The organism is Streptomyces yongxingensis (assembly GCF_055597465.1).
The window spans coordinates 1,489,072-1,503,679 of record NZ_CM145717.1; the positions used below are offsets into that span (position 1 = coordinate 1,489,072).

The 14,608-nt window shown below is 71.2% G+C and carries 7 protein-coding genes; 5 read left to right on the top strand and 2 right to left on the bottom strand.

The annotated features are described in order from the left end of the window. Positions 1–11 precede the first annotated feature (11 nt). Positions 12–7,328: a type I polyketide synthase gene (locus ACZ6TD_RS05950; RefSeq protein ID WP_471351372.1), complete on the bottom strand. Its 7,317-nt coding sequence runs from the start codon at positions 7,326–7,328 to the stop codon at positions 12–14. Between the two features lie 244 nt (positions 7,329–7,572). Between ACZ6TD_RS05950 and ACZ6TD_RS05955 the strand changes: the two genes are divergently transcribed. From ACZ6TD_RS05955 to ACZ6TD_RS05970, 4 genes are all read left to right on the top strand, one after another. Beyond that, positions 7,573–8,385 (top strand): SAM-dependent methyltransferase, encoded by an 813-nt coding sequence (locus tag ACZ6TD_RS05955; RefSeq protein WP_471351374.1) that lies wholly within the window; start codon positions 7,573–7,575, stop codon positions 8,383–8,385. A 727-nt stretch (positions 8,386–9,112) separates the two neighbouring features. Continuing rightward, positions 9,113–9,883 carry an AfsR/SARP family transcriptional regulator gene (locus tag ACZ6TD_RS05960; RefSeq protein WP_470006853.1) on the top strand — a complete coding sequence of 257 codons (771 nt, stop codon included), beginning with the start codon at positions 9,113–9,115 and terminating at the stop codon, positions 9,881–9,883. 18 nt (positions 9,884–9,901) lie between these two features. After that, positions 9,902–10,141, top strand: a complete 240-nt coding sequence (locus ACZ6TD_RS05965; protein WP_471351376.1) for a DUF5988 family protein — start codon at positions 9,902–9,904, stop codon at positions 10,139–10,141. 113 nt (positions 10,142–10,254) lie between these two features. Beyond that, positions 10,255–12,126, top strand: a complete 1,872-nt coding sequence (locus tag ACZ6TD_RS05970; RefSeq protein WP_471351378.1) for a Xaa-Pro dipeptidyl-peptidase — start codon at positions 10,255–10,257, stop codon at positions 12,124–12,126. A gap of 104 nt (positions 12,127–12,230) precedes the next feature. Here the strand turns inward: ACZ6TD_RS05970 and ACZ6TD_RS05975 are convergent, their stop codons facing one another. Next, positions 12,231–13,082: a class I SAM-dependent methyltransferase gene (locus ACZ6TD_RS05975; protein ID WP_471351379.1), complete on the bottom strand. Its 852-nt coding sequence runs from the start codon at positions 13,080–13,082 to the stop codon at positions 12,231–12,233. 345 nt (positions 13,083–13,427) lie between these two features. On the opposite strand from ACZ6TD_RS05975, the gene ACZ6TD_RS05980 reads away from it, so the two are divergent. Next, positions 13,428–14,597 carry a CapA family protein gene (locus ACZ6TD_RS05980; protein WP_471351381.1) on the top strand — a complete coding sequence of 390 codons (1,170 nt, stop codon included), beginning with the start codon at positions 13,428–13,430 and terminating at the stop codon, positions 14,595–14,597. The last annotated feature ends 11 nt before the right edge of the window (positions 14,598–14,608 follow it).

Genomic DNA, 14,608 nt, shown 5'->3' on the forward strand with positions numbered 1-14,608 from the left:
GCCCGGCACATTCAGGACACACCAAGCTCGTTGTCAATAAACTCAAGGACCTGATCCGCGGAGGCGGACTCCAGCCTTTGGGCCGCGCTCATTTCATCCGTCGGCTGCCGTGGCAAGTGCGTGCTCGGAGGGACGACCACGGTGGGGGTGGCGTCGGTGCCGTCGGAGGTCAGCCGGCGCACAAGGTGGTGGGCGATGCCTTCCGGGGTCGGATATCGGAAGATCAGGGCCGCGGGCAGCCGCAGACCCGTGGCGGCCGCGAGGCGATCGCGCAGTTCGACGGCGGTCAGGGACTCGAAGCCCAGCTCCTTGAAGCTGGCGTCGGCGTGCACCGCCTCGGCATCGGTGTGCCCCAGCACGGTGGCGGCGTGGTCGCGCACCAGGTCGAGGAGGGCGCGATACCGTTCCACGGCCGACAGCCGCGCCAGCCGGGCGGCCCAGTCGACGGATGACGCTCCGGTGGCGGCAGCGGCGGCGCGCCGCCGTACGCTTCCGCCACCGAGGCTGTCAGTGGCCACCACCCGGCCGGTGTTCAGGGAGCGCAGCTGATCGGCGTCGGCGGGGCGCAGCACCAGCGCGTCGATCGTCAGCACCGGGGCACCCACCGCATCCGCGACCACGACCCGAAGTTCACGCTCGCCGTCGGCCTCGGCCTCGGCGGTCTGCGGATGGGGGGTGAGTCGGACGCGTACGGCGGTGGCCTCGGCCGCCCACAGTGCCACACCGCTGACGGTGAACGGCAACCACATCCGGCCCCTGTCCTCCTCCCCCCGGGTCCGGTCCATCCGGTCCATCCCGTCCATCAGCAACGTCGGATGCAGCACCGCGTCCAGCAGGGCGGGGTGAATACCGAACCCACCGGGCTCTCCCGCGGTCTTGGGCAGCTCCACATCGGCCAGCAGGTCCGCGCCGTCCCGCCACACCGCGCGCAGCCCCTGGAACGCGGCGCCGTAGGCGTACCCGGATGCGGCGATCCGTTCGTAGAACCCGCCGGTGTCCACCGGCCGCGCTCCGGACGGAGGCCAGGTCCCCGGCAAGTCCCCCGACCGGTCCTCCGGTACGGCGGGGCCGAGGACGCCCACGGCATGGCACATCCAGTCGGTGTCGCCACCCACGCGCAGGTCGTCGGGCAGGGAGTAGATCGCGATGTCGCGGCGTCCGTCGTCGGCGGACGGGCCCACCACCACCTGCACACACCGGCCGCCGGTCGCGGGCAGCACCAGCGGCAGCCGCAGCGCCAGCTCCTCCACCGCACCGCAGCCGGCCTCGTCGGCCGCCCGCAGCGCCCACTCCACCAGCACGGCTCCGGGCACCAGGGCCACGTCCGCCACCACATGGTCGGCGAGCCAGCCGTGCGTCTGCGGGGAGAGACGTCCGGTCAGCACATGCCCGCTGCCGTCGGCGAGCCGCACCGCGGCGCCCAGCAGCGGGTGGTCCGCGGCGACCAGGCCGAGGGCGCCGGGATCCCCACCGCGCCCGCCGGGGGCGTCCAGCCAGTAGCGCCGACGCTGGAAGGCGTACGTGGGCAGATCGACCGTACGAGGCGTGGGGTCGGCCGGGAAGGCGGCCGACCAGTCCACCTCGGCCCCGGCGGTGAACGCCCGCGCGACCGACTTCGTCAGCTGGGCCAGGTCGCCGTGATCCCGCCGCAGGGTGGGCACCGCGGCGGCGCCGCTCCCGGCGTGCTCGAAGCTCTCCCGCATCGCCATGGTGAGGACGGGATGGGTGCTGGCCTCGATGAACACCCGGTGCCCAGTCGCCAGCAGCGCCTCGACGGCATCGGCGAACCGCACCCGCTCCCGCAGATTCCGCACCCAGTAGTCCGTGTCCAGGATGGATACATCGGTCCGGCCGCCGGTCACGGTGGAGTAGAACGCCACCCCGGAGGATCCGGGCGCCTCGACCGGCTCAACTCCCCTCAGCAGCTCGGTGAGTTCCTCGGCGATCTCATCGACCTGAGGACTGTGCGAGGCGTAGTCCACCTCGATCAGCCGCGCCCGCTCGCCCGCCTCCTGGCAGGCGGCAACGGCCGCGGCCACCTGCTCCGGCGGCCCGGAGACGACGGTGGACTCGGGCCCGTTCACCACCGCCACCACGACCGCGGCGGCCCGGTCGCCGAGCCCGGTCAGCAGTTCCTCGGTCTGCTCATGGCCCAGTGCCAGCGAGGCCATGGCCCCGCCCCCGGCGAGTCGCCGCAGGGCCCGGCTGCGCAGTGCCACGACCTTCGCGCCGTCCTCCAGGGACAGCGCTCCCGCCACCACGGCCGCCGCGATCTCGCCCTGGCTGTGGCCCACCACGGCGGCGGGGCGCACACCGTACTCGGCCCATACGGCCGCCAGGGACACCATCGCCGCCCAGAGCACCGGCTGCACCACATCCACCCGGCTCAGATCGGCGGCGCCTTCGGCTCCCCGCAGGACGTCCGTGAGCGACCAGTCGACGTGGGGCGCGAGTGCTCGTTCGCACTCCGCCACCCGGGTGGCGAACACCGGTGAGGCGTCCAGCAGTCCGGCGCCCATCCCGGCCCACTGTGAACCCTGGCCGGGGAAGACCAGCACCGGGCCCGCGTCAACTGCCGCGCCGGAGCGGGTGGCACCCGGACCCACCACGCCCGGGTGGGATTCGTCGGCCGCCAACGCGGCGAGGGCGGCGGTGAGTTCGTCACGGTCCGCGCCGACCACCACCGCGCGGTGCTCGAACGCCGTCCGGGTGGTGATCAGTGACCAGCCCACGTCCCAGGGCGACGGCGTGTCGTCGGCGCCCGCGTGGGCGGCCAGCTCCCGGGCCTGTCCCCGGAGAGCTTCGGCGCTGCGGGCGGACAGCACCCAGGGCACCGGCCGGTCGTCCTCGTCCGGCCGCGCGCCGCTGGGGGCGGGTTCCGGTTCGGGGGACTGTTCCACGATCAGATGCGCGTTGGTGCCGCTGATGCCGAAGGAGGACACGCCCGCGCGGCGAGGGCGTTCCTCGCGCGGCCACTCCACCGGCTCGGTCAGCAGCCGCACCGCGCCGCCGTCCCAGTTGACGTGGGGGCTGGGCGCGTCGATGTGCAAGGTGGCGGGCAGCAGTCCGTGCCGCATGGCCATCACCATCTTGATGACGCCCGCCACACCGGCCGCGGCCTGGGTGTGGCCGATGTTGGACTTCAGCGAGCCCAGCCACAGGGGCCGCTCTTCCGGCCGCTCCCGCCCGTAGGTGGCGAGCAGGGCCTGGGCCTCGATCGGGTCGCCGAGGGTGGTTCCGGTGCCATGCGCCTCGACGGCGTCCACCTCGGACGGGGACAGCCGGGCGTCGGCGAGGGCCTGGCGGATCACCCGCTGCTGGGAGGGGCCGTTGGGCGCGGTCAGGCCGTTGGAGGCGCCGTCCTGGTTGACGGCCGAGCCCCGGATCACCGCCAGCACCCGATGGCCGTTGCGCCGGGCGTCCGACAGCCGCTCCAGGAGCAGCAGGCCGACGCCCTCGCCCCATCCGGTGCCGTCGGCGGCGGCCGCGAAGGGCTTGCACCGCCCGTCGGGGGCCAGGCCGCGCTGGCGCGAGAAGCCGGTGAACATGCCGGGTGCGGCCATCACCGTCACCCCTCCGGCCAGGGCGAGCGCGCACTCGCCCTGCCGCAGTGCCCGCACCGCGAGATGGATGGCCACGAGCGACGACGAACACGCCGTGTCCACCGACACCGCGGGCCCCTCCAGACCGAAGGTGAACGCCACCCGGCCGGACACCACGCTCGGGGTGCCGCCGGTCAGCAGATGGCCGTCGAGCCCCTTGGGCGCCTCGTGCAGCCGGGGACCGTAGTCCTGGGGCATCACTCCGACGAACACCCCGGTGGGGCTGGACTGGAGGGCGGTGGAGGGGATGCCCGCCCGTTCGAAGGTCTGCCACGCGGTTTCCAGCAGCAGCCGCTGCTGTGGATCGGTGGCGAGCGCCTCCCGGGGGCTGATCCCGAAGAACTCCGCGTCGAATTCCGGTGCGTCGTAGAGGAAGCCGCCTTCGTGGGCGTAGCTGGTGCCGGGGCGGTCCTGGTCGGGGTCGAAGAGGCCGGCCAGGTCCCAGCCGCGGTCCCGGGGGAACTCCCCGATCGCGTCGACGCCCTCGGCCACCAGCCGCCACAGTGCCTCGGGCGAGTCGACACCGCCCGGGAAGCGGCAGCCCATGGCCACCACCGCGATCGGCTCGTCGGCGTCGCGCGGTGCGGGGACCGTTGGCGCGGGCGGGGTGGCGGCAGATGCGGTGTGGGCCCGCAGGTGGTCGGCGACGGCCAGGGGGGTGGGGTGGTCGAAGGTGAGCGTGGCGGTCAGGGGCAGCCCGGTGGCGGCGGCGAGCCGCTCGCTCAGTTCGGTCGCCGCGAGCGAGTCGAAGCCCAGCTCCTTGAAGGTGAGTCCGGGATCGACGGCGTCCGGCTCGGAGTGTCCGAGGACGAGGGCCACTTGGGTCCGCACGACCTCCAGCGGGTCCCGGACCGGCCCGGTGTCGCCGGGCCCGGCCGTCTCTCCTACGGGCGCTGCCTGGTCCGGGGCGGTGTCCGTCCCGGTGGTGTGAGCGCCGCGTGCGGTGGGTTCGGGTGTGGTGCCGGGCCAGTAGCGGTCCCGCTGGAAGGCGTACGTCGGCAGGGGGACCCGCCGCCGGGGGTGTCCGCCGCAGACCCGGTCCCAGGCCACCTCGGCGCCGCGGACATACGCCTGGGCCATGGCGGCGGCGAAGGTGCGCGCCTCGGATCGGTCACGGCGCAGTGCCGCCACGGCGGCCGGGCGTGGCCGCCCGGGGGCCGGTCCGGGCCGTGCGGTGAGGCATTCGCGGGTCATGGCGGTGAGCGGGGCGTCCGGCCCGAGTTCGAGGAAGGTGGTGACACCGGCGTCCAGAAGGGTGTGCACACCGTCCATGAAGCGCACCGCGTGGCGGGCGTGCCGGGCCCAGTAGTCCGGTGCGGCGAGTTCCGAGGCGGTGGCGAGCCGTCCTGTCACATTGGAGACGAGGGGAATGGCCGGTGCGGAGAAGGTCAGTCCGGAGGCGACGGCGCGCAGTTCGTCGAGCATGGTGTCCATGTGCGGCGAGTGGAAGGCGTGGCTGACCTTCAGCAGCCGGGCCTTGCGGCCGCGCTCGCGCCACGCGGCGGCGGCCGCGTGGACGGCGTCGTGGTCGCCCGAAATCACCACGGACGAGGGGCCGTTGACGGCGGCGAGGTCCAGCCGGTCCTCCCAGCCGGCGAGCAGTCCCGCGGCCTCGTCCGCGTCGGCCTGCAGCGCGGCCATGGCGCCCTGCACCGTGATGGCCTGCATCAGCCGGCCGCGGGCGGCCACCAGGGTGCAGGCGTCGGGCAGGGTGAGCACACCGGCCACATGGGCCGCGGCGATCTCGCCAACCGAGTGGCCCATCAGATGGCCGGGGGTGAGCCCCCAGGACTCGGCCAGCCGGTACAGGGCCACCTCGATGGCGAACAGCGCGGGCTGGGTGTACGAGGTGCGGTCGAGCAACGCCGCTCGCGGGGACGGGGGCTGGGCGGACATCACCTCGCGCAATGGCTCTGCCAACTGCCCGTCGAGACAGTCGCACACCTCGTCCAGCGCCGCCGCGAAGACCGGATAGGCGGCGTACAGCTCACGGCCCATGGCCGCTCGCTGGCTGCCCTGGCCGCTGAAGAGGACGGCGAGACCGCCGTCCGTGGCACCGCCCCGCACCACTCCGGCGGTCTCCATGCCGTCGGCCAGCGCGTCCAGCCCGCTCAGCAGTTCGTCGGTGCCCGCCCCGAGGACCACGGCGCGGTGGTCGAAGGCGGTCCGGGTGGTGGCCAGGGAGTGTCCGATGTCGGCCGGGGAATGGCCGTCGTGGTCGGCCAGATGGTCCCGCAGCCGCCCGGCCTGGGCGCGCAGCGCCGAAGGGGTCTTCGCGGAGACCGGCCAGGCCACCACGGGGGGCAAGGAGCCGTCGTCGGTGGGAACGGGCGCCGACGCGGATGCTTCGCCGAGGACGAGATGGCAGTTGGTGCCGCCCATGCCGAAGGAGCTGACCCCGGCGAGCAGCGGCCGGTCCGGGCGCGGCCACTCGGTGAGCCGGTCCTGGACCCGCAGTCCGAGTTCGGCCAGCGGGATCCGCGGGTTCGGCGTGTCGAAGTGGAGGCTGGCCGGGAGCAGGCGGTGGGTGATGCCGAGGGCGGTCTTGAGCAGTCCGACGATGCCCGCTGCGCCCTCGAGGTGACCCACGTTGGTCTTGGCGGAGCCGACGAGCAGCGGTGTGCCGTCGGTCCGTACGGTGCCGAGCGCGGCGCCGAGCGCCGCGGCCTCGACGGGGTCGCCGACGGGGGTTCCGGTGCCGTGCAGCTCGACGTACTGGACCTCGTCGGGTGAGACGCCGGCCCGCCGGTGGGCGGTGCGCACCACGTCCTCCTGGGCCGCCGGGCTGGGGGCCGTCAGCCCGTCGGTGGCGCCGTCGTTGTTGACGGCGCTCGCGTGGATGACGCAGTACACCGGGTCGCCGTCGCGTACGGCCGCGGCGAGTGGCTTGAGGAGGACCGCCGCGCCGCCCTCGCCACGCACGAATCCGTTGGCGCGGGCGTCGAAGGTGTGGCAGCGCCCGTCCGGGGAGAGCCCGCCGAACTGGGCGGCGGCGGCCGCCATGCTGTCCTCGGTGAGGATGAGGTTGACGCCTCCGGCCAGGGCAAGGGCGCACTCCTGGCGGCGCAGGCTCTCGCAGGCGGTGTGCACGGCCACCAGCGAGGAGGACTGTGCGGTGTCGACGGTCAGGCTGGGACCGCGCAGACCGTAGCCGTAGGACACCCGGTTGGCGATGATGCTGCGGTGGACACCGGTCATGGCGTGCCGGGTGGCCGCAGTGGTGTCCCGGCGCACAAGGGCGGCGTACTCGTCCCAGATGGCACCGACGAACACACCGGTCGGGCTGTCCTTCAGCGTTCCGGGGCGGATTCCCGCGTCCTCGAACGCCTCCCAGGCGAGTTCGAGCATCAGCCGCTGCTGGGGGTCCATGGCCGTGGCCTCGCGGGGCGAGATGCCGAAGAAGGCGGCGTCGAAGGTGTCGACGCGGTCCAGGAAGCCGCCGTACCAGGTCGGCGCCGGCCGGTCGGGGCCGTCGGTAGCGGGGCCGTCGGTGGCAGGGCCATCGGTGGCAGGGCCATCGGTGGTGGGCCCCTCGGCGGTGGGCCCCTCGGCGGTGGAGCCGGTCCGGCGGCGGTCGTCCGGCATGGTGGTGATGGCGTTCCCGCCCTGCCGCAGCAGCCGCCAGAAGGCCGACGGGCTGGGTGCGTGCGGCAGGCGGCAGGCCATTCCCACCACGGCGATGGGCTCCGCGTGCTGAGGTGTGCGGGTGGGCGCGGCGCTATCCATCGCACCCCATACGGCGCTCGGAGAACGACTGCGTGTTCGTGGTCATGGGCGGCACTCCCGCTCCGGATTGATGATCGGTGCGAGCACGTGGCCCATCGTGGGGCGCGGTTCTAAAGCAAGACCAAATAGGCCACGGCCGGTGACTTTAGAGACGCGTTACCGGAACCCCGGACCATCGCTTGAGCGGGTGAGCCTTTATGTGCCCTGGGCCGACCCGATCTTTCGAGCACACAGGAGGAGTGCCATGACCTCTCCCTCGGCCGTGCCGCCAGGCGGCACGGTGTCGGACTACTACAGCTCGCTTGGCCCGCTTCTGCAGATGGCGTGGGACGACAACTTCCACTTCGGCTACTGGGACGGCCCGGCCGATACCCGTTCGGTCCAAGAGGCCACCGATCGCTTCACGGATCTGCTGATCGAACGGCTGCGGGTGGGGCCGGGAGACCGGGTACTGGATGTCGGCTGTGGCATCGGGAAACCGGCGATGCGGCTGTCGTCCGCCACCGGCGCCAATGTCCTGGGCGTCACGATCAGCGAGCTCCAGGTCAAACAGGCGACCGAATCCGCCCGGCTGGCCGAGCTGTCCGACCGGGTGGCATTCCAATACGCCGACGCCATGGCGATGCCTTTCGACGACGCGTCTTTCGACGCCGTACTCGCATTCGAATCGATCAATCACATGGACCGTCCGACGGCGCTGCGGGAGATGGCCCGTGTGCTGCGGCCGGGAGGCCGGGTGGTGCTCACGGATGTGACCCCGCCGAGCGACGGCAGTTATCAGCCGGACGACGATCCCGCCGTGGTCACCTCGCTGACCCGGCTGGAGGACTGGCCCGGCCTGGTCGGTGACGCCGGACTGGTGCTCGATGAGCTGACCGATGTCACCGAGAACACCAAGGACACCGCCAACCGCATGATCGACGGCATCCTGCGCTGTCGCCGGGAGTTCGAGGCGCGCCACGGGGTCAGCGTGCAGGAGGTGCTGGACGCCGCCAAGTCGGCGCTTCCCACCGTGCCCAGCGCCGGCTGCGCCATCGTGGTGGCCCACAAGCCCTGAATCGGCGACGAACCTGACGGTTATTCGAGAACCCTTCATGGGTCCCACGCAGACGGAATTCTCCACTCCTCATCAAAGCGCCGCCAAGGGGCCCATGATCTCGCAAGACGTGCTTGTCCCGGCCGATGTGATCCGCGTAGTCTCTTTCGCGGACTGCAACACCTCACGTGCGGGATATCCGGACTCCGATCTTCCGGACCGTATTGCGAATACCCGCTCCGTACCGTCGAGGACGCCGCCTCGAGGGCGCGTATATCCGGATTCTAGGTGAGGTGGGTAGTCATAGGACTCGCTTACGATGTGGGGCACCTGCCGAAGGCGTCGATCTCGTCCGCTCTCTGATTCCTCGGCAGGCCCGCGATAAAAGAGGGGTGAGTAATGGCAGTCGCGAACGGCGTGCGTCAGTGGACCCGGCGGCACCGCCCGTCCCCGCCCGGGGAGGCGCGGCCGGACCCCTTTCCACACGCAAGCGGCTCGGCAAGCGCCCACTTCCCATCCCCTTCAGGGTCGCCGGACTCCGGGGACGTGACAATTCCCGCGCGCCACCCGGACGACCCGGGCCGACGTTCCGCATGGGCCGTCAGACCCCGTTCCGTACATGCGTTCGCCTCCGGAAGCAGATCACCCTCGAAATCGAGAGAACACCCAGACAACCCCGCGGGCAATTCCGGCAAAGACGCCGACTGTCCCATGACCGCACTCGTCGGCGACTCGGATGGGGCACATCGTGCGATATGAGATCATGGGACCTCTCCGCGTAGTAGAAGGGGAGAGGAAATTAACTATCAGGGCGCGGAAGATCGAGGTCCTGCTGACCGTCCTTCTCGTCCGCGCCGACCAAGTGGTGCCGATCGACCAGCTCATCACGGAGATCTGGGGGGAGGACCCGCCGCGCCGGGCGATCGCCGGGCTTCATGTGTATGTCTCCCAGATCCGTAAGTTCCTGCGCCGGCCCGGCCAGAGCGAAAGCCCCGTTATCACCCGCCCGCCGGGATATGTCCTGCGGCTGGGCCCCGATCACCTCGACTTCCACTGCTTCGAACGGCTGGTGTGCGAGGGCCGGGATCACCTCAGGGAGCGACGTTACCAGCAGGCCACCGCCACTTTCGAAAGCGCGCTCGATCTCTGGCGCGATCCATTGCTGGACGACGTATGCCATGGCCCGATCCTCGAAGGCTTTCAGACCTGGCTGAAGGAAGCCCGGTTGGAATGCATCGAGATGCTGACGGATTCCCGGCTCATGCTCGGCCGACATCGTGAACTGGTGAGCGATCTGTATCAGCTGACCACCGAGCATCCCTTACGGGAGGCACTGCACCGTCAGTTGATGCTGGCGCTCTACCGCTGTGGCCGCCGGGCGGACGCCTTGCATGTGTATCAAGCGGCGCGCAAGACCCTCAATGAAGAACTCGGGCTCGAGCCGTGCCGGGCCCTGCAGGACATGCAGCAGGCCATCCTCACCTCGGATGACCGACTGGAACTGCATGTTCCCGCTTGAGGAGGACCGCGTAAGGAGGTGGAGATATTGAGCGAACACGTCAGTTATCTGTCCGACGGCAGTCCGATCGAGGTCGTCCTCGAAGGCGGACCGGACGATCTGCCCCGGGCATTCCGGACCGGGCGGTCGACCCTCATCAGCAAGAAGCTCAAAATCCAGCACCGCAATGGATACGAGCACTTCGAACTCGTCAACGATTCCGCTGACATCACCACAGCGATCTTTCGCTGGACCATGCGTACGAAAATCGCCGAGTAGCCTCCATGGCTCCGGAACCCCGGGATCGCCGACCGGCCACCGCCGGCCGGTGGTCCCGGGGCGGGGGCCGTGGCCAGGAGGTCCGTATGCGCACTTCACGATGGTACGGGGCCGTGATCGCCGCGCTCACGATGTCGACAGCCCTTGCCGCACTGCCCGCCGGGCCCGCGTCGGCCCGGACGGCCGCCAGACCCGCCGCCAAGGTGGTGGACGGCCGTACCCAGCCGGTGTTCTCCTACGCGGACGCCGTGCGCGAGCACCTGATGGTCCGGACGCCCGTCGACAGTGACGGCGATGGCCACAAGGACCGGGTCGCGGTGGACATCATCCGCCCCAAGGAGACCCAGCAGGATCTCAAGGTGCCGGTCATCATGTCGTCCAGCCCCTACAACGACACCGTGGGCCGTGGCTTCGAGTCGGAGCGCAAGGTCTACGACGCCCAGGGCAACCCGGCCAAGTTCCCTCTGTTCTACGACAATTACTTCGTGCCGCGCGGCTACGCCGTGGTCGATGTCGACGTGACCGGCACCGGCAGATCCGACGGCTGTCTGACGGTCGGCGGCGGCGCCGATGTGGCGGCCGCCAAGGCCACCATCGACTGGCTGGGCGGCCGCGCCACCGCGTACGCGGCCGACGGAAGCGAGGTGAAAGCCTCCTGGTCCACCGGCAAGGTGGGCATGATCGGCCACTCGTACGAGGGCATGCTGGCCAACGCCGTGGCGGGCACCGGGGTGGAGGGTCTGGAGACCATCGTCCCGATCTCCGGAGTCAGCTCCTGGTACGAGTTCGCCCGCACCAACGGCGCCAAGCACTGGAACGGTTTCGCCTCGTATCTGACGACCGCCCTGGACACCGACCCGCCCCAGAAGTGCCAGGCGGTGCGCGAGCGGCTCCAGGCCGGTGAGGACGACGCCACCGGCAACTACAACGCCCACTGGCACGAGCGCGATTACATCGCGCAGCCCGCGCCCGAGGTGGACAAAGTGCGCGCGAGCGTCCTCGCCGCGCACGACATCAACGACTACAACATCCGGATCAACCAGCTCGCGAACTGGTGGGGTGCGCTGGCCGAGCGCGGGGTGCCACGCAAGCTGTGGCTGGGCCGCTACGGCCACACCGATCCGTTCGACTGGCCCGGTCGGCGCGCGCAGTGGGTCGACACCGTGCACCGGTGGTTCGACCACTGGCTGTACGACGTCCAGAACGGAATCATGGACGAGCCCCGCGTGGATCTGCAGACCGGCCCGGACACCTGGACGACCCAGGCCGACTGGCCCGCGGGCACCTCCTCGGTCCCCCTGCACCCCGGGTCCGACGGCTCGCTGGCGCTGAGCCCCGCGAGCGGCACCGGGACCTTCACCGACACCAAGCTGAGCGAGGCGGATCTCGCCGCCGACCCGTCGGCGAACCGTCCGGGCCGGCTGGCGTTCCTCACCCCGCCGCTGCGCACCGGGGTAAGGCTCTCCGGCACACCCACCGCCGATCTGCGGGTCACGCTCGACAAACCGACGTCGAACCTCACCGCGCTCCTCGTGGACTACGGCGAGGACGAACGGATCGACTGGAACCGCGACGAACCCCAGAACCGGATCCACGACGGCCTGCGGGGGCTGGACGAGGAGTCCTGCCACGGGAAGAGCACCGCCCAGGACGACGCCTGCTACCAGCAGACCGCCAATGTGACGGCGCGCAAATCCTCCGAGGTGATCGCCCGGGGCTGGATGGACGCCCAGAACCGCCACTCGCTCACCACCCCCGAGCCACTCACCCCCGGCCGGTCCTACCGGATCACCTGGAAGACCCTGCCGGGCGACTACGAGATCAAGCCGGGCCATCGGCTGGGGCTGGTCCTCGGCGGCACCGACGCCGACTTCCTCTACTTCGAGGACGCGACCGGGGCGAAGGTGACGGTGGACCTGGGCGGCAGCCGGGTCACCGTACCGGTAACCGCCGCCGAAAGTCTCCGCAACTCCCCTAGCTATTAGGCGCGTTGACGAGGTCCGGGCCGCCCGCCACCGGCGGTCCGGGCTCAGTCCTGAGTCCAGGGGCCCGGTCCTGAGTCCAGGGGCTCAGCCCCGCGTCCACGCGCTCAACCCTGCGCCCAGGCGTGGATCACATGGGCGCCGAGGTCCGCGTTCCCCTCGGCCATGCGGTGGCCGCTCTCGTACCGGGCCGTGAGGTCGCGGTAGCGGATGTCCTCCCTCGCGGAGAAGCCCAGCCGCCGCAGTTCGTCCGCGAGTTCCTCCGGGGTGAAGAAGCTGAGGAAGGGCTCACCGGCCTCGGCGGCCCACGCCGCGCGCGCCTCGTGCACGGCACGTTGCTCCGGTGGCAGCGCGTCCGGCGGCTCGCCGTAGTCGAAGACCACGCCCGAGCCGTCCGGCAGGGCCGCGATGAAGCCGAGCGTGTCCAGCACGGCGGTGTGCGTCAGATACGGCACCACTCCGAGCCAGAAGAAGAACGCCGGGCGGGCCGGTTCGAAGCCCGCCGCCGTCAGCCCGTCGGCCAGGCTCTGCCGCTCGAAGTCCACCGGTGCGAAGGTCAGTGACGGCGGTACGGGGATCTCCGCGGCGGCCAGCCGGTCGCGCTTCCACTCCTGGGTGGCGGGGTGGTCCACCTCGAACACCCGCAGGCCCTCCGCCTCGTACGGATTGCGGCACCCGAAGGTGTCCAGCCCCGCCCCGAGCGCCACCGCCTGCCGTACCCCGCGTGCCACGGCGGCCGCGACGGCGTCCTCGGCGAACCGCGCACGGGCGGCCACGGACAGCCGTACATCCTCGCGCTCGGGGTGGAAGGCCGCCTCGAGGACGGGGTCGTCCGCGTCGGCGGCGAGGATGCGGAGCGCCAGCGGGTCGTGGAACACCCGGCCGCCCTCCAGCTCCTGGTGGGCCGCGCGGAAGGCGGCCGCGCCGCGGGCGGTGATGCTGGGCCGGCCGATCTGCATGGAACGTCCTCCCCCGAGGTCCCACCGCGGATGCCGCGAGCGACACCCCCATGGTGTCAGCTCAACACCCGCAGCGCACCGCTGACCGCCCTTGTCCACAACGGAGTTACGCGATGAACGGCCACCCGGGGACCGCCCCGGACGTGGTGCCGCGCGGCGGGCGCGCATTGTCCCATCGATGGGCCCCGGACAGGGGTTGACCGGGCCCATCGGGTGCAACCGGTCGGCCGAACCGGTGAAGCTCCCCACCACTCCGCAAGCCCCTCTGATGTCGTGCAATAAATACGACAATCCGACAATCAGAACAAAAGGGTCCGGTATGGCCGGACCAGTGCGGAGTGCACCGTGTCCCATCACCCACGCCATCGGACGGCGCTTCTCGCCGTCGCCCTGCTCGGCACCGCCACCGCGTGCGGCAGCGGGACACCGGCCACCCCGAAGGCCGAGGAGAAGCCATCGAAGACCTCGGCGGTGGCCAGGAGCGGGTCCACGAAGGACTTCACCCTCGTGGCCACCGGCGATCTGCTGGTACACGCCTCAGTCATCCGGCAGGCGAAGGCGGACTCGGGCGGTGAGAGCTATGACTTCCGGCGCATGATCCGGGCGGCCGCGCCCCTCGTCGCCCGGGCCGACCTGGCCATCTGCCACATGGAGACCGTTTACGGGGCCGCCCACGGGCCGTTCACCGGCTATCCGACCTTCAAGACGCCTCCGCAGCTCGCCTCGGCCGTGAAGGACATCGGCTACGACTCCTGCTCCACCGCCTCCAACCACACCCTCGACGCCGGTCCGGAGGGGGTGGTCCGCACCCTCGACGCCATGGACAAGGCCGGGCTCAAGCACGCCGGATCGGCCCGTTCCGCCGCGGAGAGCGTCCGTCCCACGATCATGGAGGCCGGGGGCGCCAAGGTGGCCCATCTCGCCTACGCCTACGGCACCAACGGCATCCCGGTGCCCAAGGGCAAATCGTGGCTGGTCAACCTCATCAATCCGGCGCGGATCATCAAGGACGCGCGGGCCGCGCGGCGCGCCGGGGCCGATGTGGTCGTCGTCAGCGTGCACTGGGGCACCGAATGGCAGCAGGCGCCGGACAAGCTCCAGCTCTCGCTCGCCAAGAAGCTCACCGCCTCCAAGGACGGCGGCCGCCGCGACATCGACCTGATCATCGGCACCCACGCGCATATCCCCCAGGCGTACGAGAAGGTCAACGGCACCTGGGTGGTCTACGGCATGGGCGACCAGATCGCGGGGGTCATGCCCGACAAGCGCGGCCAGATGGGCTCGGCGGCGCGCTTCACCTTCACCCCGCCCTCCGCCCCGGGCAGGGCGTGGCGGGTGAAGAAGGCGGAGTACATCCCACACGCCGTGGACAACGACCCGATCACCCTGGTGAACCTTCCGCGGGCCCTGGAGAAGAGCCCCGGCAACCCGGGTTACACCAGCGCCCTGAGCACCATCCAGGAGGCGGTGCTCAGCCGGGGCGGCAAGAAGGACGGCCTGTCCATGGGGCGTTGACCCGCTCGCTC